At 72.0% G+C, this 24,892-nt stretch carries 20 protein-coding genes and 1 pseudogene; 6 read left to right on the top strand and 15 right to left on the bottom strand.

Features of this window, described 5'->3' with window-relative positions; translation table 11 throughout:
- Positions 1 to 398 precede the first annotated feature (398 nt).
- Positions 399 to 1,370 (top strand): annotated as a pseudogene (locus ACLQ26_RS08555) (hypothetical protein); the annotation flags it as partial.
- Positions 1,371 to 1,755: 385 nt separating this feature from the next.
- Here the strand turns inward: ACLQ26_RS08555 and ACLQ26_RS08550 are convergent.
- A complete protein-coding gene (locus tag ACLQ26_RS08550; protein ID WP_425743923.1) occupies positions 1,756 to 2,265 on the bottom strand; it encodes a DUF6912 family protein in 510 nt (169 codons plus the stop codon).
- Between the two features lie 217 nt (positions 2,266 to 2,482).
- Here ACLQ26_RS08550 and ACLQ26_RS08545 point away from each other — a divergent pair, with 217 nt between their 5' ends.
- Positions 2,483 to 2,710 carry a helix-turn-helix transcriptional regulator gene (locus ACLQ26_RS08545; RefSeq protein WP_053657286.1) on the top strand — a complete coding sequence of 76 codons (228 nt, stop codon included), beginning with the start codon at positions 2,483 to 2,485 and terminating at the stop codon, positions 2,708 to 2,710.
- A gap of 228 nt (positions 2,711 to 2,938) precedes the next feature.
- On the top strand, positions 2,939 to 3,520 hold the full coding sequence (locus ACLQ26_RS08540; protein WP_425743922.1) for an Rv3235 family protein: 582 nt from the start codon (positions 2,939 to 2,941) through the stop codon (positions 3,518 to 3,520).
- Between the two features lie 543 nt (positions 3,521 to 4,063).
- On the opposite strand, the gene secA is transcribed toward ACLQ26_RS08540, so the two are convergent.
- On the bottom strand, positions 4,064 to 6,985 hold the full coding sequence (gene secA / locus ACLQ26_RS08535) for a preprotein translocase subunit SecA (protein WP_425743921.1): 2,922 nt from the start codon (positions 6,983 to 6,985) through the stop codon (positions 4,064 to 4,066).
- A gap of 168 nt (positions 6,986 to 7,153) precedes the next feature.
- Between secA and ACLQ26_RS08530 the strand changes: the two genes are divergently transcribed.
- Both ACLQ26_RS08530 and ACLQ26_RS08525 read left to right on the top strand, forming a co-directional pair.
- A complete protein-coding gene (locus ACLQ26_RS08530; protein ID WP_425743920.1) occupies positions 7,154 to 8,305 on the top strand; it encodes a GNAT family N-acetyltransferase in 1,152 nt (383 codons plus the stop codon).
- On the top strand, positions 8,302 to 9,414 hold the full coding sequence (locus ACLQ26_RS08525; protein ID WP_425743919.1) for a GNAT family N-acetyltransferase: 1,113 nt from the start codon (positions 8,302 to 8,304) through the stop codon (positions 9,412 to 9,414). Before ACLQ26_RS08530 ends, ACLQ26_RS08525 begins: the two co-directional genes overlap by 4 nt.
- A 63-nt stretch (positions 9,415 to 9,477) precedes the next feature.
- Here ACLQ26_RS08525 and hpf read toward each other — a convergent pair whose 3' ends face one another.
- The 8 genes from hpf to efeU all read right to left on the bottom strand — a co-directional run bounded on the left by hpf (position 9,478) and on the right by efeU (position 19,085).
- A complete protein-coding gene (gene hpf / locus ACLQ26_RS08520; protein ID WP_405427047.1) occupies positions 9,478 to 10,110 on the bottom strand; it encodes a ribosome hibernation-promoting factor, HPF/YfiA family in 633 nt (210 codons plus the stop codon).
- A gap of 246 nt (positions 10,111 to 10,356) precedes the next feature.
- Positions 10,357 to 11,064 (bottom strand): ComF family protein, encoded by a 708-nt coding sequence (locus ACLQ26_RS08515; protein ID WP_425743918.1) that lies wholly within the window; start codon positions 11,062 to 11,064, stop codon positions 10,357 to 10,359.
- A 4-nt stretch (positions 11,065 to 11,068) separates the two neighbouring features.
- On the bottom strand, positions 11,069 to 12,886 hold the full coding sequence (locus ACLQ26_RS08510) for an LpqB family beta-propeller domain-containing protein (RefSeq protein WP_425743917.1): 1,818 nt from the start codon (positions 12,884 to 12,886) through the stop codon (positions 11,069 to 11,071).
- Entirely contained in the window at positions 12,883 to 14,640 is a 1,758-nt protein-coding gene (gene mtrB / locus ACLQ26_RS08505; protein ID WP_425743916.1) for an MtrAB system histidine kinase MtrB, read from the bottom strand. Before mtrB ends, ACLQ26_RS08510 begins: the two co-directional genes overlap by 4 nt.
- Before the next feature lie 12 nt (positions 14,641 to 14,652).
- On the bottom strand, positions 14,653 to 15,342 hold the full coding sequence (mtrA, locus tag ACLQ26_RS08500) for an MtrAB system response regulator MtrA (protein WP_425743915.1): 690 nt from the start codon (positions 15,340 to 15,342) through the stop codon (positions 14,653 to 14,655).
- A gap of 275 nt (positions 15,343 to 15,617) precedes the next feature.
- Positions 15,618 to 16,895, bottom strand: a complete 1,278-nt coding sequence (gene efeB, locus ACLQ26_RS08495; protein WP_425743914.1) for an iron uptake transporter deferrochelatase/peroxidase subunit — start codon at positions 16,893 to 16,895, stop codon at positions 15,618 to 15,620.
- A 25-nt stretch (positions 16,896 to 16,920) separates the two neighbouring features.
- Positions 16,921 to 18,054 carry an iron uptake system protein EfeO gene (gene efeO / locus ACLQ26_RS08490; RefSeq protein WP_425743913.1) on the bottom strand — a complete coding sequence of 378 codons (1,134 nt, stop codon included), beginning with the start codon at positions 18,052 to 18,054 and terminating at the stop codon, positions 16,921 to 16,923.
- Between the two features lie 23 nt (positions 18,055 to 18,077).
- Positions 18,078 to 19,085: an iron uptake transporter permease EfeU gene (efeU, locus tag ACLQ26_RS08485; RefSeq protein ID WP_425743912.1), complete on the bottom strand. Its 1,008-nt coding sequence runs from the start codon at positions 19,083 to 19,085 to the stop codon at positions 18,078 to 18,080.
- Positions 19,086 to 19,235: 150 nt separating this feature from the next.
- Between efeU and ACLQ26_RS08480 the strand changes: the two genes are divergently transcribed.
- A complete protein-coding gene (locus ACLQ26_RS08480) occupies positions 19,236 to 19,394 on the top strand; it encodes a hypothetical protein (RefSeq protein WP_425743911.1) in 159 nt (52 codons plus the stop codon).
- Between the two features lie 78 nt (positions 19,395 to 19,472).
- Here the strand turns inward: ACLQ26_RS08480 and ahcY are convergent, their stop codons facing one another.
- The 5 genes from ahcY to ACLQ26_RS08455 form a co-directional block, all read right to left on the bottom strand.
- The gene (gene ahcY / locus ACLQ26_RS08475) at positions 19,473 to 20,972 is read right to left on the bottom strand and encodes an adenosylhomocysteinase (RefSeq protein WP_425743910.1); all 1,500 of its coding nucleotides are present in this window, start codon (positions 20,970 to 20,972) and stop codon (positions 19,473 to 19,475) included.
- A 264-nt stretch (positions 20,973 to 21,236) separates the two neighbouring features.
- Entirely contained in the window at positions 21,237 to 22,400 is a 1,164-nt protein-coding gene (gene manA, locus ACLQ26_RS08470; protein ID WP_425743909.1) for a mannose-6-phosphate isomerase, class I, read from the bottom strand.
- A gap of 3 nt (positions 22,401 to 22,403) precedes the next feature.
- Positions 22,404 to 23,411, bottom strand: a complete 1,008-nt coding sequence (locus tag ACLQ26_RS08465; RefSeq protein WP_425743908.1) for a cation diffusion facilitator family transporter — start codon at positions 23,409 to 23,411, stop codon at positions 22,404 to 22,406.
- 58 nt (positions 23,412 to 23,469) lie between these two features.
- Positions 23,470 to 24,669, bottom strand: a complete 1,200-nt coding sequence (locus ACLQ26_RS08460) for an SIS domain-containing protein (RefSeq protein WP_425743907.1) — start codon at positions 24,667 to 24,669, stop codon at positions 23,470 to 23,472.
- Complete coding sequence (locus tag ACLQ26_RS08455) at positions 24,666 to 24,851, bottom strand: Trm112 family protein (RefSeq protein ID WP_030490836.1); 186 nt, start codon at positions 24,849 to 24,851, stop codon at positions 24,666 to 24,668. Before ACLQ26_RS08455 ends, ACLQ26_RS08460 begins: the two co-directional genes overlap by 4 nt.
- Positions 24,852 to 24,892 lie beyond the last annotated feature (41 nt).

Here is a 24,892-nt window from a genome sequence, read left to right as displayed (position 1 = left end):
ACGCCGCGCGGGAGGGCCGAGCAGCGGCGGGACCTCCCACGATTCTTTCATGCGGGGGTGCTGGGCTCACCTCCGCCACCTCCCGGTTGCTCAGGACCGGTTGCCCTTTCTCTCCTTACCGCTCGCCGGGGTGGGCTGGGGCGACAGTCCTCGGCTCCGGGACGTGGCCGCGGTGGTGGGGCTGGGGCGAGCGTCCCCGGCTCCGGGCGGTCAGGCTTGATCCCTCCGCCGGGGACGCTCGCCCCAGCCCCGACGTTGGTCGCGGTCCGCGGCTCCGTTGCGGCTTCTTCATGGGTACGGCGCCGGCGGGTACCCACGAGGTGCGGCTCGTTCGGTGGGGGTCGCGGTGGTCCGCGTACCCTGAATGGTCGGTGACCTGGCGCCTCGAAGGGGAGACGATGACCAAGCAGCCCGGCCGCGTCCCAGCCGCGGAGTTGGACCAGCCGGCGGTCGACGCGGCCACCCCCGGCGGCCGGTCGGTGCCCGCGCCCGGTGCCGCCGTTCTCGCGCTGCTGGCGCTCGGCTGGCTGGCCGCCATGCTGTGGTCGACCCGGGAGGCCATCACCTCGGCGGCGGCGGGCATCACGGCGATCAGCCTCTCCGCGTTCGCGCTACCCGGTGTGATCTCGGCCGCGCTGGTGGCCGGGGCCGCCACCGCCCTGGCCGGCGGCAACCTGTTGACCAGGCGGTACGGCGACGGGGCGACCCTGCGCTTCGTCGGCGCGATCGGCGCGGGGATGGTGGTCGGACTGGCCGCCGCGCTGGCGATCAACCTGACCTACTTCGACACCTCGACGACCAACGTGATCGCCGGCACCACCGCGGCCGCCGCGATCATCGGTGGGGCGATCGCCGGCGCGCGAACGGCCCCGGCCGTCGGCGCGGTGGTGACCGCCGCGCTGGGCGCGCTGGTCTTCGTGGTGGCGTTCAGTCACGCCCGGGACCCGCTGTTCGACCTCTTCGGCGCGGGCGACAGCCAGCAGTCGCTTGTCGACGCCGCCAAGTGGGTGTCGCGCACCGAATCGCTCATCGCCGGGCTGCTGGCCGGGCTGCTCGCCTTCGGCTACCTCACCTGGGCGCGGCGACGGGCGCTGCGCCGCGATCCGCTGACGCCCACGCTGCGCTGGCCGGCCTACCTGCTCGCCGGTGCCGGGCCGGGGCTACTCCTGCTGCTCGCCGAGGTGATCATCCGGGTCGGCGGCCGGTCGCTGCTGGACCTGGCGAGCGCGCTCAGCGAGGCGGACGCGGTGGCCCAGACCTCGCTGGGAACCTCACGGGTCGACAACGGCATCTGGATGCTCTTCGTGGGGGCGCTGACCGCGCTCATCGCGTTCGGCCGCACGCTCGGCCCGACGCACAGCGACGACGACCCCGCCGTGGCCGACGGTCCCAGCGCCGCACCGCCAGTGACGGGGAACGCAACCGACGCCAGGACCGGGGCCTGGGCCGACACCGGGGCCGGGGCCGGGGCCGACACTGGGACCGACGCCGGGACCGGGGCCGACACTGGGGCCGGGGCCGACACCGGCATCGGGGCCGAGGAGGACCAGCCGGAGACGACCGCTCGCGACGCCGTCGATGTCGACCCGGCGCGAGCCGACCCGGCCCGCTGACCGCTAGCGCCTTGCCCGACCACAGCCGGCCGTGAGTCGCTAGCGGCCTGTCTGAGCGCCGAGGGCCCTCGGGCCATTTCACCCTGACTCCCTGGCTGCTGCCGGCTCGGCGGCTGCTGCCCGCTCGGCGGCTGCTGCCGGCTCAGTCGGTGGCGTTCAGCAGCAGGTCCAGCTCCGTCACGTCGTACCACTCCAGCTCGTGATCCTCGGCGCCGTCGACGGTGAACTGCGCGTCCGGATCGCCGGCAGCCGCCTCGGCCACCACGTCGGCGGCGGCGGCTACCTCCTCGACTGCGTCCGCGCCGTCCACGTGGATCGCCGCGACGGCGCCCACCGGCACGGTGTCGGCCAACGTCACGGTGCTGGAACCCAGCTCACCGTCGCTACGACCGAGCGCGCCGGGCGGCAGGTCGACCGAGACGACCACGCGGCGGCGGGGCGCGGCCGGGTCGGCCCTGAGCAGGTGCAGCGCGTCCTGGGCAGCCCGGGTGAACGCGACGTACTCCAACTCCTCCTCGTCACCCTCCGCGTACCACTCGCGCAACGCGGGTGTCACCGCGTGCGCCCGGTCGGCGGTCAGCCCCTGCTCACGCAGGCGGCTCAGCATGGGTACGGTCGCCGGCACGTACACCCGGACAAGCTCGTCGGTCACCGGTCGTCTCCCCGCTCGGTCCTGTGTCGGCGGCAGCCGGCACGGGCGCAGATCATGCCGCACGCCGTGACCGTCATACACCCCACCTCCGGCCGGGGGAAGTTTCCCGCCGGTGTGTCCGGCCACTGGTTGGCCGCCGTCGGGCCGGCTGGATGCTGGGCGGCGAGCCCTGTCGATGGCAAACTGAGGCAAACGACGTCAACCCCTGGAGTTTCCCGTGGAGCCGAGGTTCCTGCTGCTCTCCGACGTGGCCGCCGAGCTGAACGTGTCGGACTCGCAGGTCTACCACATGGTCCGCAGCGGGGAGCTGCCGGCGATCAAGATCGGTGGGCGCGGTCAGTGGCGGGTCGAGCGCGCCCGCCTGGAGGAGTACATCGCGCAGAAGTACGCCGAGACCGCCGACTGGGTGCGCGGTAATCCCCTCGTCGACCGCGACCCGGAGTAGGCCCGGCCCGCGGCGCGCCCAACGGCGTGCCACACGCGTGATCCACTCCGGATCGCCCAAGTGGGGCTGTCCGGCCCACCGGGATACCGCGATGTCGGCGAACCGGAGTGGATCACGCATGGGGGTGGCCCGTTCGCTGCCGAAGGCATTGACCGAGGCCGTTCTGTCGCGCAGAATCGAACTAGTCGGAGGCAAACGAAGGCAAACGCAAGATCAAAGGGAGCTGCGATGAGCGAACGGCGACCCGGCCCCTTCCGGCCACCTGTGCGCCTGCGCCCCGTCCCGCCCATCGATCCGCCGTACCCCGACGAGACGTACTGGCCGGGGTCGACCCACGGGCAGCTTGCCCTCGACCTGTTCGCCTCGACACGGCCGGATCCGGTCCGGCCGGCGGAGCGGCGCACGGCCCCACGCCGGACCCCCTCGCGGCCGGCCAGTCACCCGGGTGCGCCGCTGCCACCAGCGACCGCCCCAGAGGCGACCCGGGCGGCGCATCGCTTCGTCGGCACCTGCCTGGAGGTGGCCAACGGCTACCGCTCGCCGGCCCAGGTGCGCCCACTGCTCGACCCGGGCCGGGCCGTCGAACTGCTCACCGAACTCGCCCGGGCAACCGGCCGGGCCGGGCCGGGCCGCCGTCGAGCAGCGCGGCCGGCTCTGCGGCTGCTTCGGCTGCGCGTCTGCGAGCCCGCTGACACCGCGGTGGAGGCGGCCGCAGTGGTGAGCGGCAACGGTGGTCGCAGCTGGGCCATGGCGGTGCGCCTTGAGCACCGGCGGGGCCGCTGGCTGTGCACGGCCCTGCACGTCCTCTGACCACCGGCGGAAGCCTGCGCAGCCACCGTCCCGCCGCCGGGCGTAGCCACGCGGCTGACGCATGCCCAGCCGGTGACCCTCCAGGCCGGACACGCGCTGGCGATCCGCTGGCGCTCGCCGGGCACGGGCGCTCGCCCGACCGCAGGCGCTCGCCCGGACACGGGCGCTCGCCCGGCCGCTCTCGCGGAGCTTGCCCACATTGATCGACTCGACTTTCAGGAAGACGCGGTATCAACCCGGCGCTGACACCCCAACTTCCAGGAAACCGGGATGATCTTCGCCCGGCCACGGGCGACCCGGCCACGGGCGACCCGGCCACGGGCGACCAGCCACGGGCGACCAGCCACGGGCGACCAGCCACGGGCCGGGCGACCCGGCCGTCGGCGCCGGGCGCCGGCAGCGGGACGCCGGACACCGGACGCCGAGACACCGGACGCCGGGCGCCGAGCAGCGCCGGGCGCCGGGCGTGGCGCGCAATGCGGGGGTGGAGACGCCGATGGGCCCCGGCCTCGTCGGCCAGGGCCCATCGGGACGTGCGATCGGTCAGTTGCCGCCGTTGGGTGCACCGTGGCAGCGCTTGTACTTGCGGCCCGAGCCACACGGGCACGGGGCGTTGCGGGACGGGCCGGCGTCGGCCTGGTTGGGGACCGGCCGTCGCGACCCGGCGGTCGGGAGCGTCGGGCCACGCAGCCCGGAGGCCGGCCGCTGCGGGGCCGACGGCGCGCTCTGCCCGGGTGATGCCGGCGTGCCCTGGGGCGGCCGGCCCACACCGAGCGCCGGCGCCTGCTGCTGCTCCTGCTCGATGCTGACGGCGCCGGGGCTGGCTTCACCGTCGATCGTCGGCGCCGAATACTGCAGGCCCCGCCGCTGCGGCGAGCGGTCGAGACCCTTGGCGCGGATCTCCACCGGCTTGTCGAGCAGCGTGACCTCTTCCGAGTCGGCTGCCGGCTCCGGCTCGGTGACCTGGACGTCCACGTTGTAGAGGAAACCGACGGTCTCCTCCTTGATGCCTTCCATCATCGTGGCGAACATGTCGAAGCCCTCGCGCTGGTACTCCACCACCGGGTCGCGCTGGGCGTACGCCCGGAGGTTGATGCCCTCCTGGAGGTAGTCCATCTCGTAGAGGTGCTCGCGCCACTTGCGGTCGATGACCTGGAGCAGCACCATCCGCTCGAGCTGGCGTACGCCCTCCTCGCCGAGCTGCTCCTCGCGCTTGTCGTACGCGGCGTTGGCGTCGTCCTTGAGGCGGGAGACCAGGAAGTCCGCGTCCATGCCGGCCCGGGAACCGCCGGCCTCCTCCTCCAGCTCCTCGATCGTCACGCCGACCGGGTAGAGCTGCTTGAGGCTGGACCAGAGCTGCTCCAGGTCCCAGTCCTCGCCGTAGCCCTCGGAGGTGGCACCCCGCACGTACGCCTCGACGGTGTCGTCGATCATGTTGCGGACCTGGTCGGACAGGTCCTCGCCGTTGAGCACCCGCAGCCGCTCGGCGTAGACGACCTGGCGCTGCTTGTTGAGCACCTCGTCGTACTTCAGAACGTTCTTGCGGATCTCGGCGTTCTGGCCCTCGATCTGGGCCTGGGCGCTCTTGATCTGGCGGGTGACCATCTTCGACTCGATGGGCACGTCCTCCGGGATGTTGAAGCGCTCCATCACCGCCTCGACCGCGCCGGCCCGGAAGCGCCGCATCAGCTCGTCCTGCAGGGACAGGTAGAAGCGGGACTCGCCCGGGTCACCCTGCCGGCCGGCACGACCGCGCAGCTGGTTGTCGATCCGGCGGGACTCGTGCCGCTCGGTGCCCAGCACGTATAGGCCACCGGCGGTGGAGACCTCGTCGGCCTCGGCGTCGCAGGCCTGCTTCCACGTGGGCAGGACCTCCTCCATCGCCTTGGCGTACTCTTCCTCGTTCTCCAGCGGGTCGAGGCCGCGCTGACGCAGCTCGTTGGCCGCGAGGAACTCGGGGTTGCCGCCGAGCAGGATGTCGGTGCCGCGGCCGGCCATGTTGGTGGCCACGGTGACAGCGCCCTTGCGCCCGGCCTGGGCGACGATCTCGGCCTCCCGGGCGTGGAACTTGGCGTTCAGCACGTTGTGCGGGATGCCGCGGCGGCGCAGCAGCTGGGAGAGGATCTCCGAGTTTTCCACCGAGACGGTGCCGACAAGCACCGGCTGGCCCAGCTGGTGCCGCTCGGCGATGTCCTCGATGACGGCGTTGAACTTGGCCTTCTCGGTCTTGTAGATGACGTCCGGACGGTCCTCGCGGACCATCGGACGGTGCGTCGGGATGCTCACGACGCCGACCTTGTAGACCTTGTTGAACTCGCTCGCCTCGGTCTGCGCCGTACCGGTCATCCCGGACAGCTTGTTGTAGAGGCGGAAGTAGTTCTGGAGGGTGATGGTGGCCAGGGTCTGGTTCTCCTGCTTGATCTCCACCCCCTCCTTGGCCTCGATCGCCTGGTGCATGCCCTCGTTGTAGCGACGGCCGTGCAGGATGCGACCGGTGAACTCGTCGACGATCAGGACCTCACCGTCGCTGACGATGTAGTCCTTGTCGCGCTTGTAGAGCTCCTTGGCCTTGATGGCGTTGTTGAGGTAGCCGACAAGCGGAGTGTTCACCGACTCGTACAGGTTGTCGATGCCGAGCCGGTCCTCGACCTTGGCGACGCCGCGCTCGGTGACCGCGATGGTGCGCTTGGAGTGGTCGACCTCGTAGTCGCCCTCGCCGTCGGTGCCGGGCTGGAGCCGGGCCACGACGCCTGCGAACTCGCCGTACCAGCGGGCCGAGTGCTCGGCCGGGCCGGAGATGATCAGCGGGGTGCGCGCCTCGTCGATCAGGATGGAGTCGACCTCGTCGACCACCGCGAAGTTGTGGCCCCGCTGGACCAGCTCGTCCTTCGACCAGGCCATGTTGTCGCGCAGGTAGTCGAAGCCGAACTCGTTGTTGGTGCCGTAGGTGATGTCGCACTCGTAGGCGGCCTTGTGCTCGGTGGCCGGCCGGTTGGGCAGCACCACGCCGACTGTCAGCCCGAGGAACTCGTGCACGCGACCCATCCAGGCCGCGTCGCGCTGGGCGAGGTAGTCGTTGACGGTGACCACGTGCACGCCGTCGCCGGAGAGCGCGTTGAGGTAGACGGCCATGACCGAGGTCAGCGTCTTGCCCTCACCGGTCTTCATCTCGGCGATGTTGCCGAAGTGCAGCGCGGCGCCGCCCATCACCTGGACGTCGTACGGCCGCTGGCCGAGCACCCGGGCGGCCGCCTCGCGGGCCACCGCGAACGCCTCCGGCAGCAGGTCGTCGAGGGTCTCGCCGTCGGCGAGCCGCTCCCGGAACTGCTCGGTCATGCCGCGCAGTTCCTCGTCGGTGAGGTTGACGTAGTCGTCCTCGATCGAGCTGACGGCGGCGGCGATGGCCTTGAGCCGGCGCACCATGCGGCCCTCGCCCGCATTAAGGACCTTTTCCAGAATCGACACGGATCAACGCTCCCCTAGACAGTCTCGAACCATCGTAGGCGCAACATCGGCGCGATGGTCACTGGTGGCGGCGGTCCGCTCCGCCGAACCCGACATAACTCGCGCACGGGATGCGCCCGGGACGTTATCCGGTTACGCCTTCGGCGAACGTTCCGGCACGATGCACGGGTGGAGCCTGTGGAGATCGTCGAGGACGGCGTGCTGCTGCGACCCTGGCGGGAGGCCGACGCCGACGGCGTACACCGTGCCTGCCAGGATCGGGACATTCAGCGTTGGACCACCGTACCGCGCCCATACCTTCGCGAACACGCCCACGGTTTCGTCACCGAGCTGAGCGCGCGGGCCTGGGCGGACGGCACGGGGGCGCCGTTCGCGGTCTGTGACGCGGCCACCGGCGAGCTGCTCGGCTCGTGCGGGCTGATCTCCATCGATCGTGCCGGCACCGGTGAGATCGGCTACTGGACGGCCCCCTGGGCACGCGGGCGGGGCGTGACCGTCCGGGCCACCCGCGCGGTCGCCCGCTGGTCCTTCGAGAAGCTGGGGCTGCGCCGGCTGCTCTGGCAGGCCGAGGTGGGTAATCACGCCTCCCGGCTGGTCGCGCTGCGGGCCGGGTTCCGGATCGACGGCCGGCTGCGGCTGGCCAACCCGGCACCGGACGGCGGCCCGGACGGCTGGATCGGCTCGCTGCTGCCCGGCGAGGTGCCCGAACCCGGAGCGACCGGGCCGGCCGGCGCCGGCACCCTGGCCGCTCGCCGGGCCGCCGTCTTCGGCCGCCCACAGCCGACCCTGTTCGCCACCTCGGCGACAGGTGAGCTGCGACTGCGGCCGATGGAGGAGCGGGATCTGGACGCTGTGGTGCAGACCTGCCGGGACCCGGAGTCGATCCGGTGGACCACCATCCCGGATCCGTACGACCGCGCCGACGCGCAGGGGTACCGGGCCTTCGGCCAGAACAACTGGGCCCGGGGGGACGCCGCCTGCTTCGTGATCGCCGATCCGGACGACAGCTACGTCGGCTCTCTGGACCTGCGGCTCTCCCCCGCCGACCCGCTGCTCGCGGACGTGGGCTTCATGACCGCCCCGGCGGCCCGGGGCCGGGGGTACATGCCGGCCGCCCTGGTCGCGCTGGCCGCCTGGGGCTTCACCACGCTGGGCCTGGCTCGCATCGAGTGGAAGGCGAACGTGGGCAACACCGCGTCCCGGCGGGCCGCCGAGAAGGCGGGCTTCACGTTCGAGGGGACCGCCCGGGGCGGGGTCCAGCACCGGGGTGAGCGGATCGACGCGTGGGTGGCCGCGCTGCTCGCCGGGGATCTGGCGTGAACCCGCAGCAGGTCGTCGAGGCGTACGGGGTGCGGTTGCGGCCGTTTGCGGCCGGCGACATCGCGGACCTGGTCGAGGGCTGCGCGGACCCGCTCAGCCAGCGGTTCGTGTCCAGCATGCCGGCCCCGTACACCGAGGTCGACGCCCACTGGTGGGTCGAGGCCGGCGCACCGGCGGTCTGGGCCGGCGGCGGGGCCGCGTACGCCATCGCGGACCCGGCCACCGACCGGCTGCTCGGCGGGGCCGGGTTGAGCAACCCGGTGCCCGGCCGGAGCCAGGCGGAGATCGGCTACTGGGTGCGGCCGGTGGCGCGCGGACGCGGGGTCGCCACGGCGGCGACCCGCGCGTTGAGCGAACACGCGTTCGCCAACGGAACCGTCCGGCTGGAGCTGCTCACCAACCCGGCGAACGGCCCCAGCCAGCGGGTCGCGCTGGCCGCCGGCTTCCACTACGAGGGCTCGCGCCGGTCGGCCGGGTCCGGCCGGGACGGCGGCCGGCACGATCTGCTGACCTGGGTACGCCTCGCCGACGATCCACCCGGCCCGACGGCCCGGCTGCTGCCCGACCTTCCCGACGGGGTGCTCACCGATCAGGTGGTGGCGCTGCGTCGCCTTACGCCGGACGACGCGGAGATGATGTACGGGCTGCACAGCCGGCCGGAGGTGGTTGCGAACCAGGCCCCGCCGGTGCCGCCGACCCGGGAGTCGATCGAGCGGCGCTGCCGGCTGGCGGAGAGCGCGTGGCTGACCGGCGACATCGCCCGGCTGCTGATCGTCGACGTGGCCACCGGCGAGCCGGCCGGCAGCTGCGGCCTGTCGTACACGGAGGTGAGCAGCGGTGAGGGCTCGATCGGCTACGCGCTGCTGCCCGGGTGGCGGGGGCGCGGGTACGCCACCCGCGCGGTGCGGCTGCTCGCCGGCTGGGCGTTCGGCCCTGCCGGTTTCGCCCGGCTGACCGCAGGCACCGTGCCGGAGAACACCGCCTCGCACCGCGTGCTGGAGCGGGTCGGCTTCCAGCGTGAGGCCCTGCAACGCGGTCGCCTGCCCGGTCTGGCGGGCGCTCGCCTCGACGACCTGACGTTCGCTCTCCTGCCGGGCGAGGTGCGCTGACGACGCACGGGGTTGCGGCGGTCGCCCGCCACAACCCCGTGCTCGACGCGGGTCAGGGGCCGGTCACGTGTCGAGGGAGATGATGCCGTAGTCGTAGGCGTGGCGTCGGTAGACGACGCTGGGGCGGCCGGTTTCCTTGTCCTGGAACAGGTAGAAATCGTGGCCGACAAGCTCCATCTGGAACAGGGCGTCGTCGATCGTCATGGGCTCCGCCGGGTGCACCTTCTCCCGGGCGATGTGCCACGGCTGGTCGTGCTCCTCCTCGACCCGTTCCGCGACGGCGGTGCCGGCGCGGGCGCCCGCGCCGGGCGCGGACAGCGGGGCGGCCACCAGGTCCGTGACCGGCAGGTCGGCGGTGGCGGCGGCGACGGAGATCGGGGCGTGCCGACCACGGTGTACGCGGCGGCGGTCCGCCGCGCGGCGCAGCCGGGTGTCGAGCTTCGCGATGGCGGCGTCGAGCGCGCTGTAGAAATCGTTCGTGCAGGCCTCGGCCCGAATCACCGGGCCGCGGGAAACGCACGTGATCTCCACCCGCTGGCAGTGATCGGCCTGGCGGGGATTGCGCTCGTGAAACAGCTCGACATCGATGCGGATAATCTTGTGGTCGTAGCGTTCGACCTTGGCGAGTTTCTCGGCTACGTGTACCCGGTAATGGTCCGGCACTTCGACGTTGCGGCCCTTGACCACGATGTCCACGTGACCTCCCTTGTTCGGACGTCTTCGATCCGGTTTTCCCGGTCGCGCGCCGTGGGGAGACCCGCTGGCGTCGACCGGTTCTTACGGCTACGCCTCCTCTCACCGCCGGGGGCGGGATGGAACGACCTCCTACCCCGGACAGCGAAACGCTAACTCCTGTTCGCCCGGCAGTCACCCCATGTCGCCAAGACCACCCAGAATTTTTCGCACCTCATACACCAATGGGTGAAACGGAAACACTGTCGGTTACAAGTGGTGTCTTTTCTCGGTCGCGGCGAGCACCGCGGCGACACCGGGTGGCCACCCGCTCGCGGTCAGCACCCGGGCCGCCGCAGCCAGGGTCACACCTGTGGTGACGATGTCGTCCAGCAGCACCACGACGGGTGCGCCGTCCGCGCGGCCACGCCCACCCGACGCGCCGGTGCGCTGCCGGAACGCCGCCTCGGCCGCTGCGGCGCGGCCCGCGCTGTCCAGCGTCACCGAGTCCGGTCGGGGCAGCGCGCGCAGCGGACGGCGCACCCGCGCCGGCCAGCCGCCCCGACGGAGCCGGCTCGCGCAGTGCCGGGCCAACCGGTCCAGGTGGTCGCCGTAGCGGGCTCGGGCCGCCGCGGCGGTGTCGGGCACGGGCACCAGCTCCAGCGGGCGGACCTCGCCGACCGCCGCCGCGACCACCTCGGCCAGCAGAGCGCCCAGCGGACGGGCCAGACCGTGTCTGCCGTGCTCCTTGTATGCCAGCAGGGCCTCCCGCAGCGGACCGGCGTACGGGCCGAGGGCGACGCAGGGAGGGAGCCCCGGCGGGGCGGGAGTGGGACGGACCGGTCGGGGACGCAGCACGCCCAGCGCCGTCACGCAGGCGGGGCAGAACCCGTGCCGCAGGACGGGGTGACGCTCCCGGCAGCCGGCGCAGTCCGCGGGGAGGACCAGGTCGGCGAGATCCGCCCAGAGCCCGCGCACGGCGTCAGAAGAGGAAGAACGGGGCCGACGGGTTGCTCGGGCGGACCCCGGCCGGCGGCGGGGGGACGTCCCGCACGCGCTCCGGCTCGATCCGTTCGAACGGGCTGCTGCGGTACGCCACCTTGTTCGCCTCGCACATGTACGCCCCGGTGGGCACGCGCACCCTGCGGTTGGTGGGGTACGCCGTCAGGTGGTTGACCTTCGCGCCCAGTTCGGTGCGCAGCGGCGTCTCCAGAGCGCCGTCCACGCTGATCTCGTAGATCGCCGGCTGGCCGGCCGACCCGGCCACCACCAGCCGATCCTCCCCGATCCAGTCCACCGCCGTCGGGTTGGTCAACGAGGTGACCAGGGCCCGGGGCGGGCCGACCGACATCCCGTTCCCGGCGCCGTCCAGGTTGATCGCCGCGACGTAGAGTCGCCCGCCGGCGATCAACGCGACCCGCTGACCGTCCAGCGCGGCGGCGACCGCGGTGACCTGCGGTGAGGGCAGATTGAGCGGCACCTCCGACATCCGGGCGGCCTCGTCGAAGCGGTAGAGGTGACCGTCGGCCACCACCAGCCCCTGCGCCGGGCGCGAGTCGACGGTACGCAGCCATACCGGGCGGCTGATCGAGGCGTACTCCGTGCCGCTGCGGTTGAGCGCGGCCACCGTTGTCGCGCCGGTGCCCGCGGCGAGTCGCTGCCGGTCCTTGCCGCTGGTCACCACCATCGCGGCGAGAATCTGGTCGGTGCCCCGCGCGAGGCCGGCGGACACGACGTTGCGGTTGACCTCGGCCGCGAGGGGCACCACGCCGCTGGGCTCGCCGACGAAGTCGAGCGGGTGGATCGCGCCCTCGTACACGCCGAACCGCTGCGGGCTCTCCCGGACCGGGTAGAGCGGTTTGGCTATCCGGCGCTCGTTGAGATCCTGTACGGGCTGCGAGTTGTTGCGGATCTTCAACTCCAACTCGCCCGGCAGGTCACCCAACGACCAGGCGAGTTGGGTGACCACCTGGTCGACCCGGCTCTGGTCGTCGCCGGACATGTCCAGGTTGACCTCCCAGCGGTTGTTCGCGCCGGTGGCGTTGTTGATCAGCTCGGTGCCGTCGGGCAGGCCGACGACGCCCGACCGCAGCCAGTCGGACGGGCCACCGACAAGCCAGCGCACGACCTCGTTGACCCGGCGCTCGTCCGGTACGGCCAATGGCAGGTAGCGCTGGTCGGGCACCAGTCGGGTGCGGTCGGCACTCCAGAAGTAGATCGACTCGTCCTGGTAGTACTGCTGAAGGGCGACGTCACTGAGCAGCAGCACGTTCGGCGGGTCGAGGACGTACTGGCCGGCCCGTTCGTCGTTGTCGGCCCCGCCGAGCGAGGCGCTGCGCAGCCGGAACTCGTACTCCGTCTGGGTCGCCTCCGGCGGCGCCAGGGTGCCGTTGGTCCGCAGCACTCCGATCTGCTGCACCGAGAGCCGGACGGTGGTGGTCGAGTCGCTGTTGAAGGTGAAGACCGAATCCCGCAGCCGCACCACGGTCAGCACGACCTCGCTGCCCTTCTTGTCCTGCAGGCGGGGTTTGTGCTCCGGGGCGACGAACGCCTTCACCCGCTCGTACGCCCGATCCGGCTCACCGGCGGCGGCGGACAGGAAGTTGCGCACGAACGCCTCGTTGTCGCTGCCGCTGGCCGTACGCGACGGTGGTTCGCTGCGGCGACCGTTGTCCGACCCGGCCTCGGTCGCCGTGCCGGCCTTGCCGTCCACCCGAACGTCGGACGATGCGGGGATGCCGCAGCCGGCGCTCAGGAGCAGTGCCGCGCCGACGGCGCACAGCAGTGGCCGAGCCCTCATGAGCGCACCTCCTCCCGCTCGCCGTCCCCGGCCGACGCCGGCCCGATCGCCAGCGCCCCGCCGGTGCCCGGCCCGATGGCCAGCGGACCGCCGTCGCGGGGGCCACCGAACGGCAGCGCCGCGTCGGCGGGCACCAGTCGCAGCGGCGACGTGGTGAGCCGGTCACCGGCGCGGGCCGGCAGGGTGAGCCGGAACTGGGCGCCCTGACCGGGCGCTCCCCAGGCTTCCAGCCAGCCACCGTGCAGGCGGGCATCCTCCAGGCTGATCGACAGACCCAGCCCGGTGCCGCCGGTCTGCCGGGCCCGGGACGGGTCCGCCCGCCAGAACCGGTTGAACACCAGCTTCTCCTCACCCACCTTGAGCCCCACCCCGTGGTCGCGGACGGTGATCGCCACGGCGGTCTCGTCGATGCCCAGGGTGATCAGCACCGGCCGGGCCTCGCCGTGCTCGACGGCGTTGCCGACAAGGTTGCGCAGCACCCGCTCGACCCGGCGGGGGTCGACCTCGGCGATCACCGGCGTGGTCGGCAGGTCCAGCTCGATCGGGACGCCCACCCGCTCGGCCAGGCCGGCCAGCCGGTCGACGACCCGGTGCACCACCGGCACCAGGTCGGTCGGCTCGGAGTCCAGCATGGCGAAGCCCGCGTCGAACCGGCTGATCTCCAACAGGTCGGTGAGCAGCTCCTCGAAGCGGTCCAGTTCGGCCTGGAGCAGCTCGGCGCTGCGGGCCACCGCCGGGTCGAACTCGTCGCGTTCGGCGAAGATCAGGTCGGCGGCCATCCGGACCGTGGTCAACGGGGTCCGCAGCTCGTGCGACACGTCGGAGGTGAACCGGCGCTGCAACCGGGACATCTCCTCCAGGCGCAGGATCTGCCGTTGCAGGTTTGTCGCCATCTGGTTGAACGAGGCGGCCAGCAGCGCGAGGTCGTCCTCGCCGTTGACCACCATCCGCTGGTCGAGCAGGCCGGCGGAGAGCCGCTGGGCGGTACGCGCGGCGACCCGCACCGGGTTGACCACCAGCCGGGTGACCAGGGCGGCGAGCAGCCCCAGCAGGACCACCAGGGCGAAGCCGGTGGCGACGACTGTCGCTCGGGCGTCCGCGGCGGTCTTGTCCTGCCGGGTCAGCGGCACGAGGTAGTAGAGCTCGACCTGCCCGAAGCGGGTCGGCACCGGCGAGCCGTAGACCAGGTATTTGGTCGGCTCGCCGGTGAGCCGACCGGTCTGGATCTGGCTGGCCACCTTGCCACTGGCGACCGCGGCCCGCAGCTCCTTGCTGATCAGGGGCTGGACGTTGGCCGCCGGCGCGGTGCGGGTCTGGATCATGGTGGGGTAGTCGGCGGCGGTGATGGCCACCACCACGCCACTGGTCTGCTGGGGGTCGCCGCCGGCCAGGTAGTTGACCGTGTCCTCGATCGTCTCCTGAAGCTGCGCCTCCTGCGGCTGGCCGTAGAGGGAGACCTGCTTGACCGCGTAACCGGCGCCGCCCTTGACCCGCGACTGGACGTCGGTGCGGGCGTTGTCGAGCAGGATCGTCGTGATCTTGTCTGCGATCAGGTACGCGAAACCGCCCACCAGCAGGCTGGAGGCGACAAGCGTGATGGTGACGACCCGGACCTGGAGCGAACGGCGCCAGGTCTGATGCACCCGGGCCACCAGCCGTGCGCCTCGGCCACTCAGCGCACGCCACAGGTCCCGACCGGCGTTGAGCCGGCGGGCTGCCGTGGTCTGGGGGTGCGGGGGCGGCGAGGTCGACACAGTGTGACCAGGCTATCCGGTGCCCGCCTTGTAGCCCACGCCCCGCACGGTGAGGATGATTTCCGGCCGCTCCGGATCTGGCTCGATCTTGGCGCGCAGCCGCTGCACGTGCACGTTGACCAGCCGGGTGTCGGCCGCGTGCCGATAGCCCCAGACCTGCTCCAGCAGCACCTCGCGGGTGAAGACCTGACGCGGCTTGCGGGCGAGCGCGACCAGGAGGTCGAACTCCAACGGCGTCAGCTTCACCTCCTCGTCGCTGCGGCTCACGGTGTGGGCCGGCACGTCGATGGTGATCTCGTTGCCGGGCGGGCCGATGGTCAGCATCTCCGGTGCCACGTCCTCGCCACGGCGCAACCGGGCCCGCATCCGGGCCACCAGTTCCTTGGGCTTGAACGGTTTGACCACGTAGTCGTCGGCGCCGGACTCCAGGCCGAGAACGACGTCCACGGTGTCGCTCTTGGCGGTCAGCATGACGATCGGCACGCCCGACTCGGCGCGGATCGACCGCGCCACGTCAATACCACTCATTCCGGGCAACATGAGGTCGAGCAGGACGATGTCCGGCCGACTGTCACGAAACGCGGCCAACGCCCGCTCGCCGTCGGCCACGAACGAGGGCAGGAAACCCTCGCTGCGCAGCACGATGCCGAGCATCTCGGCGAGTGCGGGGTCGTCGTCGACCACCAGTACCCGGGCTCTCATGGGATTAATATTGCATCCCCGTTCAGTTCGGTGGGACCGGCGTCACCCGGCACGGGATAGCGCCGCCGGGAAACCAGTCACCGCGACCCGCGGCGGCGGCGCCACGGGGTGCGAGGGCCGGCACAGGGATCGGCCGGCTGTCACCATGATCCCCCCTCGGCGCCGTCCGGCGCCACCGCAGGATCCGGAAGGTCGCGCTGTCGCGATTCGGACGCGGTCCGCCGCCGCGAACTCGGGACGGCGGGCGGCGCGCGGCGCCGCGATCGGGCTGGCGGTCAGCCGAAGAGCGCCCGGCCCCAGTGGTCCCCACCATCGCGCACGCCGGGCGGGCAGGCGAACAGGCCGCTGGAGACGTGCCGCAGATATTCGTTCATCACGTCGTGGCGGGCCAACTGGGTCTGGATCGGCACGAACTGCCGGCGCGGATCCCGCTGGTAGGCGATGAAGAAGAGGCCGGCGTCGAGCCGACCGAGACCGTCCGAGCCGTCGACGAAGTTGTAGCCCCGCCGCAGCAGGTGCGCGCCGTTGTTCCTGCTCGGGTGGGCCAGGGCGACGTGGGCGTGCTCCGGGATCAGCGGCTTGCCGTCGTCACCGCGTGCCGCGAAGTCCGGCTCGTCGAATTCCTTGCTGCGCCCGAGTGGGGCGCCGCTGCCCTTCGTGCGGCCGACGATCTCCTCCTGCTCGGCAAGCGACGTCCGGTCCCAGGTCTCCACGAGCATCCGGATCTTGCGGGTGACCAGGTACGACCCACCGGTCATCCAGTCCGGCCCGTCGCCCGGCTGCACCCACAACTGGTCGCGGAGCCTGTCGGTCTCCTCGGCCTTGAGGTTGGCCGTGCCGTCCTTGAAACCGAACAGGTTGCGGGCGGTCGCCTGGTCCCGGGATGTCGACGACGTACGACCGAAGCCGAGCTGCGACCAGCGGACGCTGACCACCCCCATGCCGATCCGCGCCAGGTTGCGGATCGCGTGCACCGCCACCTGGGGATCGTTGGCACAGGCCTGCACGCACAGGTCGCCGCCGGAGATCGGGGCCTGCAACGCGTCACCGGGAAACTTCGGCAGCTCGGCCAGGGCGGCCGGGCGGCGGTCGGCGATGCCGAACCGGTCCCGGCCGTCGGCGTCGCGGAACAGCGTCGGGCCGAAGCCGATGGTCAGGGTGAGCTGCGACGGCGGGAGGCCGAGCGCCTCACCTGTGTCGTCCGGCGGGGCCTCCGGCATGCCACCGACCGCGCCGAGCACGCCGGCATCGCGGCCGGCCGTCATGCGGGCGGCGGCGGCCGACCACTCCTCGAGCATCTCGACCAGGCGGGCCCGGTCCTTGGTGATCACGTCGAAGGCGACGAAGTGCAGCCGGTCCTGCGCCGGGGTGACGATGCCGGCCTGGTGCTCACCGAAGAACGGCACCGCGCCCGCCGGATGGTCACTGGCAGCCGCCGGGCCACGGGAGTCGCCGACCAGCGCGCCCGCGCCAGCGGCCACGCCGGCGACTCCGGCCACCCCCGCGCCGGCGAGCGTGATGGCCCGCCGGCGCGTCAACCTGCTTGCGCTCATCGACTCGACTCCCCCTGCGTCCCGGTCACTTGGCGACGACTGCGGCGACCTTGCTGATCGGCTCGGCCAGCGCGTTGATGCCGTCGGAGAGCTCCTTGAGCTCGTCCTTGCTCAACGCGGTGTGCAGCTTCCACCCGTCGCCGTCGCGGTGCTTGCCGAGCTGCGCCTCGACGTTCGCGAACTCGGTGTCGAGCTGCTTGACCAGCTCCGGCGAGCGCTGCTCCAGCGCCGGCCGGAGGGCGGACAGCGCCGCCTTGGAACCCTCCAGGTTGGCGGCGAAGTCCCACAGGTCGGTGTGCGAGTAGCGGTCCTCCTCGCCGGTGATCTTGCCGCTGGCGACCTCGTCGAGCAGCTCCTTCGCGCCGTTGGCGAGCTGGAGCGGGGAGAGCTTCTCGGCGTTGGCCTTCGCCACGATCTCCTTGACGTCGACAAGCAGCCGGTCCGCGATCGGGCCGTCCTTGCTGACGTCGCCGGACTGCCAGAGGTCCTTCTCGATCCGGTGGAAGCCGGTGAACTCCATCCCCTCCTCGATGACCTCCTCGCGGCCGTCGATCTTGGGGTCGAGGTCGCCGAAGATCTCGGCCACCGGCTCGATCCGCTCCCAGTAGGTGCGCGCGACCGGGTAGAGGGCCTTGGCCTTCGCCACGTCGCCGGCCTTCACGGCGGCGACGAACTCCTCGGTCTTCTCCAGCAGCGCGTCGGTCTGGCTCTTGACGTAGCGCTGGTAGTTGTCGGTGGCACCGGCCAGAGCCGCGTCGGCGGTCAGCGGCTGCGCCGACCCGCTGACCTTGAGCGCGCCGCGGATGCCCTTGCCGCTCATCCCCGGCTTGCAGGCCGTCTCGTAGGTGCCGGCGGGCAGCTCGACGTGCAGCTCACGGCTCAGCCCGGGGGCGATGTTCTCCACCTCGCCCATCACCCGGTCGCCGGAGGCGTACACGTAGAACTCGGTGACCTTCGCGCCCGAGTTGGTGATCTTGAAGTTGGCGGTACCGGCGCCGAGGTCGGTCGTGCCGACCTCGCAGGCGGTGTCGGTGGCCTTGACCACGATCGGGCCGCCGGCCGCGCCCGCCTCATCCTTCTTGGAGTCGGAGCACGCGGCGACGCCGGCCGTCGCCAGCACGCCGGCAGCGGCCAGCGCGAAGAATCGGGTGGTACGCATCTGAGCTGTCTCTCCTCGTGGGGTCAGGCACGCTGCGGCGCGGATGCCGCCTCGGCCTCGGCCTCGGCGCCGGTGTCGGCCCCGCGCTCGGTGGTGGTGGTCGTGGAGTCCGGCGACGTCGACTCGGCCGGCGACGCCGCGACGGCCGGGGCCGGTTCCGGCGCGGAGGGCGCGGCCGGCGACGCGGTGGCCGCGGCCGGTGCGGGGGTACGCCGGGTCGGGCGCAGGAAGAGCAGGAGGACGGGCACGGCGTACCCGATCCAGGCGATCGTCTCCAGCACGGTGGGCGCGGGGGTCACGTTGAACATCCCGGCGAGCAGCGCCGCGTACCAGGTGGTCGGGTCGAGCGCGCCGGTGATGTCGAAGGCCAGGTCGTTGAGGCCGGGCAGGACACCGGCCTCCTGGAAGTCGTGCACGCCGTACTTGAGGATGCCTGCGGCGACCAGGATCAGCAGCGCGCCGGTCCAGGTGAAGAACTTGCTGAGGTTGATCCGCAGGGCGCTGGCGTACAGCAGCACCCCGAGCACCACGGCGGTGACGATGCCGCCGATCAGCGCGAGCAGCGGCCCGCTGTCGCCGGCCGCGCCCTGGGCTGCCGAGTAGAAGATCAGGGCGGTTTCCAGGCCCTCCCGGATCACCGCGAGGAAGGCCATTCCGGCGACGGCGAGTGACCCCACGGCCAGCGCCTCGGTGAGCCTGCCGCGCAACTCGCCCGCGATGGTGCGGGCCGCCTTGCGCATCCAGAAAATCATCCAGGTGACGAACACCACGGCCGCGACGGAGGTGATCGCCTCGAACAGCTCGCGGTCCTCGGAGCGGGACAGCAGCGAGGTCGAGGTGTACTCGATGAGCCAGCCGAAGATCACGGAGAGCACCACGGCGAGGCCGACGCCCGCCCACACCTGGGGCAACCGGTCCCGGCGCTGCGACTTCACCAGGAAGGCGACCAGGATGCTGACCACCAGGGTCGCTTCCAGGCCCTCCCGCAGGCCGATCAGGTAGGTGGCGAACATCAGGGGCTCCGTGTTCATTAGGCACGCCTCAGCTAACTTAGGGCAGCCATACCTTCCTCCAGTTCAGGAGCCTCGTCAAGTCGTTCATGACAAGCTCACTCTCGCTGTGACCTGGGCTTGCGGGCCGATGCGAGCCGGTCACCGGCCGCGCGTGGGAGGATCCCTGCCGTGAAGGCTTTCCTGCCGTGGCTGGCGGTGCTCGCCGTGGTGATGCTGCTCAGCGCGCTGCGCCTGCGGGCACTGGCCACCGTCGTGTCCCTGGGCTGGTTGGCCTGGTGCGCGTGGACGTGGTTCCGCCCCAGCAGCCGCGGCTCCCGCTCCGGCTGACCCGGCCCCGCCCCGCCCCGGCGGAAACGACGAACCGGGCCGGCTGCGAACAGCCGACCCGGTGCGAAGAGACGTCGATCAGTAGCGGTAGTGGTCCGGCTTGAACGGGCCCTCCTGGGAAACGCCCAGGTACGAAGCCTGCTCCTTGGTGAGCGTGCTCAGCTTGGCGCCGAGCGCGCCCAGGTGCAGGCGGGCCACCTTCTCGTCCAGGTGCTTGGGCAGCACGTAGACGCCGACCGGGTACTCCTCGGTCTTGGTGAACAGCTCGATCTGGGCGATCGTCTGGTTGGCGAACGAGTTCGACATCACGAAGCTCGGGTGCCCGGTCGCGTTGCCCAGGTTGAGCAGACGCCCCTCGGACAGCACGATGATGGCGTGCCCGTCGGCGAAGCGCCACAGGTCGACCTGCGGCTTGATGTTGATCCGCTCGACGTCGGAGCGCTTGGCCAGGCCGGCCATGTCGATCTCGTTGTCGAAGTGGCCGATGTTGCCGACGATGGCCTGGTGCTTCATCCGGGCCATGTGCTCGTTGGTGATGACGTCGAAGCAGCCGGTGGCGGTGATGAAGATGTCCGCCTGCTCGACAACGTCGTCCAGGGTCGCGACCTGGTAGCCGTCCATCGCGGCCTGCAGTGCGCAGATCGGGTCGACCTCGGTCACCACGACCCGGGCGCCCTGGCCGCGCAGCGACTCGGCGCAGCCCTTGCCCACGTCGCCGTAGCCCATCACGACGGCCATCTTGCCGCCGATCAGGACGTCGGTGGCCCGGTTGATGCCGTCGATGAGGGAGTGGCGGCAGCCGTACTTGTTGTCGAACTTGCTCTTCGTCACCGAGTCGTTGACGTTGATGGCCGGGAAGAGCAGCGTCCCGGCGCGGTGCATCTCGTAGAGGCGGTGCACGCCGGTGGTGGTCTCCTCGGTGACGCCCTTGATGCCGGCGGAGATCCGGGTCCAGCGCTGGCCGTCCTCGGCGAGCGAGCGGTGCAGCAGTTCGAGGATGACCCCGTACTCCTCGGAGTCGGCGGACTCGACAGGCGGCACGACGCCTGCCTTCTCGAACTCGGCGCCCTTGTGGACCAGCAGGGTGGCGTCGCCGCCGTCGTCGAGGATCATGTTCGGCCCGTGTCCGTCGGGCCAGGCGAGCACCTGCTCGGTGCACCACCAGTACTCCGGCAGCGTCTCGCCCTTCCAGGCGTACACCGGGACGCCGGCGGGGGCGTCGGGGGTGCCGTTCGGGCCGACGACGATCGCGGCGGCGGCGTGGTCCTGGGTGGAGAAGATGTTGCAGGACGCCCAGCGGACCTGCGCGCCGAGGGCGACCAGCGTCTCGATCAGGACGGCGGTCTGGATGGTCATGTGCAGCGAGCCGGTGATCCGCGCGCCGGCGAGCGGCTGCGCGTCGGCGAACTCCCGCCGGATCGCCATCAGGCCGGGCATCTCGTGCTCGGCGAGCTGGATCTCCTTGCGCCCGAACTCGGCGAGCGACAGATCCGCCACCTTGAAGTCGCCCTCGGCGAGCGTGCTCGGCCGGGCCTCGGACGGCGTGCCGCTGGCGGCCGCCGGGAGGGTGCTGGTCATGAAAGCTCCTGTCGAACGATGTCTGCGCCGATCCTCCACCTTACGCGCGTTGACGCCGGGCGCCGGGGGACGGGCTGCGGACAGCGCACGGGGCGGTCGGTGGTGGACAGACCCGCTGCCCACTGCCGCCCGCCCCGCGCATCCCCCCGGTTTGGTTCCCCGCACGTTGCCGGACCGTCGTCGCGATAACGCTGCGTACTCATAGAGTCACATTCAGCCAAGGGCGCGTCAAGCTATTCCGGGAAAGTCGGACTTGTGGCGGACTCAGCGCAGCCCTGACGTCGCCACGTACGCCTCGCCGTCGCCTCCGACCCGCAGCGGCTCGCCGGCCGCCGTACCGATCGCCGCCTCGCCGGACACCAGCGTCAGCGCACCCGCCCCATCGTCGACGGTGACGGAGCCCGCACCGCAGAGCACCACCCGGGGGCCGGGCAGCGACAGGGTGACCTCCGGCACGTCAGCGCCGACCCGCACCCGGTGCAGCGCGAAATCGTCCACCGGCACCGGCCAGCAGTCCACCCCCGGGCCGACCGGCTGCGCGGCACGTACCGGCTCGTCGAGCACCTCGAAGCGCAGCACCCGCAGCAGCTCGTCCACGTCCACACGCTTCGGGGTAAACCCACCCCGCAGCACGTTGTCGCTGGCCGCCATGATCTCCACTCCGCAGCCGCTCAGGTAGGCGTGCAGGTTGCCCGCGGGCATCCAGATCGCCTCCCCCGGCGCCAGCCGCAGGTGGTGCAGCAACAGCGCCACCAGCACGCCCGGGTCGCCCGGATAGAGCACCGCCAGCCGGCGAGCCAGGTCCGCGTCCGGGCCGTCGGCCGCCGACGCCAGGACGGCACGCAGCAGCCCCTCGCGCTCGGCCGCCGGCCAGCCGAGCAGTGTGCGTACCGCCGTGGCCAGCCCCGCCGGCCCGCCCCGCAGCGCGGCGACCACAGGCGCCAACTCCGGTACGCCGAACGCGGCGAGCGCCTCCGCCGACTCCACCGGCTCGCGGAAGCCGCACAGCGCCTCGAACGGGGTGAGCGCGACAAGCAACTCCGGCTTGTGGTGCGGATCGGAGTAGTTGCGCTCCTCCACGGGGCGACAGGCCTCCGCCGCGAAACCCACCCGGGCCTGCTCGGCGTCCGGGTGCGCCTGCAGGCTCAGCGGCGCGTCGGCGGCGAGGACCTTGAGCAGGAACGGCAGCCGGGTGCCGAACCGGTCGGCCACCCGCTGGCCCAGCCACTGCCCCGGCTCGTCGCGCACCAGGTCACAGAGACTCACCCGCACGCCGGCGCGCTCCACGCTGGCCGGGGCGGCAGGGTGGGCGCCCAGCCACAGCTCCGCCTCCGGACCGGTGCTCGGCACCGGTCGACCCTGCAACATGGCGATGGCTGAGCGGGACCCCCACGCGTAGTCCCGGATCGGTCCGTACAGCGGTTCCACAGGTCAGCCCCTGGGCCGCCCGACCGCCTCGCCCGACACGTCCTCGGGCTGCGGTACGGCGGTATCGGCGGCGGCACCGGTGCCGGCCGCCGCTGCGGCGGCGCTGTAGATGTCCGGCTCCAGGTAGATCACCCGGGCGATCGGCACGGCGGTGCGGATCCGCACCTCCACGGCGTTGATGCCACGCGCCAGCTCGTGTGCGCTCTCGCAGGCCGGCACGCCGATCTTCGCGGCCACCATCAGCTCCTCCGGGCCCAGATAGAGCGTCTTCATGTGGATGATCCGCTCCACCTCGGGGCCCTCGGTGATGGCCCGCTCGATGGCGTCCAGGTCCTGCTGCTCGGCGCCCTCACCGAGCAGCAGGCTCTTGGTCTCGATGGCCAGCACGATGGCGATCACCACCAGCAGAACGCCGATCATCGCGGTGCCGGCCGCGTCCCACCTGCCGTTGCCGGTGATCAGCGTCATGCCCACGCCGAACAGCGCGAAGACCAGACCGACAAGCGCGCCGAAGTCCTCCAGGAGCACCACCGGCAGCTCCGGCGCCTTGGCCCGCCGGATGAAACGCACCCAGGACTGCTTGCCCCGGATGTGGTTGGACTCCTTGATGGCCGTCCGGAAGGAGAACGACTCCATAGCGATCGCCGCCACCAGCACCGCCACCGGAAGCCACTGCCACTCGGTGATGCCCTCCGCGTGCGACCACTTGTGGTACGCCTCGTACAGGGCGAACAGGCCGCCGATGCTGAACAGCACGATCGACACGATGAACGCGTAGATGTAGCGCTCCCGGCCGTACCCGAACGGGTGTTCCGGGGTGGCGGCGCGCTTGGCCCGCTTGCCGCCGAGCAGCAGCAGACCCTGGTTGCCGGAGTCGGCGACCGAGTGGACCGCCTCGGCGAGCATCGACGAGGACCCGGAGAGCAGGAACGCGATGAACTTGGTGACGGCGATGCCGATGTTGGCCAGCAGGGCGGCGACGATCGCCTTCGTCCCGCCGTTCGCGCTCACGCTGCCACTCCGCTTCGCGTCGTGGTGACGTCCGTGACGCGCCGCGCCCTGCGTACGTTCACTGGTTCGACAGCTCCTTCATCTCGGTGATGGCCGGAACGGCCATCGGGTCCAATCCGTGTGCCAGAGCAAGATAGATCGAGGCGAAATCCGGTACGGCGATCAGTGAGGCCAGCCGCTCCAGGGCCGACCCACCCTCGGCGGTCACCACGTCGCAGCGCACACCACGGCGCTCGGCGAGGGTCTGCACCGCGTCCGCGCGGCGCTCCTCGACGGCGAGCGGCTCGTCCGTGTCGTCCTCGGCGTTGAGCCCGCCGTCGCGCAGCAGGACCAGCCGCAGCCGGGTGCCCTCGCCGTCGTCGTCCTCCGCCCGGTCGGCGAAGATGTCCCGCTCACCCTCGGCCAGGCCGCCGAAGACGCCGTCCAGCAGCCCGACCCGGCCCCGCCCGGCCTCGCCCAACGCTCCGGTGACCACCGGGTAGCGGGCGTTGGCGGACAGGGTGTCGCCGAACCGGCGAGCCGCCACGGTGGCCAGCGGGGACGAGCCCCACACGATCGGGATCGAGCCGGCCAGGCCCAGCGCCAGCGACTTGGCCGGGTTGACGAACGACTCGGCGGCGGAGCGGCAACGGTCGGCGTCCGCGTCGAGCCGGGCCGCCGTCTCCGCCAGATCCGCCTCGTTGACCTTCACCAGCCCGAGCGAACGCGCCGCGAGCAGCACCGGCACGGTGAGCGCCCACAGGCTGGCACGGGCCGGCGCGCGTCGCGGCACCGGGATGAACGGCGCGCGGGCCCGCTCGGCCACCGACTGCAACTGAGAGTCCGGGGCGCCCACCGCGACCAGCCGGGCACCGCGACGGTGCGCGGCCTCGGCGGCGCCCAACGCCTCCGGGCTCCGACCGGACGCGCTCACCGCGATCACCACGTCGGCGGCACCCACCCAACCGGGCACGCCGGAGCTGCGGTGCCCGATGATCGGGACCGGGCAGCGGGGCCCGGCGACAGTGGCCAGCACGTCACCGGTACGCCCGGCGGTGCCGATGCCCGCGATCACCACGGCCCGGGGCCGCCCGTCGTCGGCGAGCACCGCCAGGTTCGCCTCGGCGGCCAACGCAGCGCTCTCACGCACCTGCGCGCCACCCGACGCGGTGTGCCGCAGCATGCCGCCCGGGTCGCGCTCGGCCAGCGCGTCCGGGTTGTCGAGCAGGGCCTCGTCGGCGTCGCGACGCCCACTGACCCCGGCCGTACCGTCGATCATGAGGGCTGCCCCGGGCCGCCACGCGCCTCGTCGAGCAACAGCACCGGCACGTCGTCGCGGACCTCGAAGATCCGGCCGCACTCCGTGCAGGTCAACGTCTGCGCCTCCGCGTCGTAGGTGAGCGGGGCGTGGTGCGTGTCCGGGCAGGCAAGGATCTCGAGCAACTGCGGATCCAGGGCCATGGCGCGGCTCCTTCCACGAGTGCGGGGTCACCGGCGGCGGT

The sequence above is a fragment of the Micromonospora sp. DT43 genome (assembly GCF_049841645.1).
Lineage (GTDB): Bacteria > Actinomycetota > Actinomycetes > Mycobacteriales > Micromonosporaceae > Micromonospora.
This window is presented reverse-complemented; position numbering and strand designations above follow the sequence as displayed.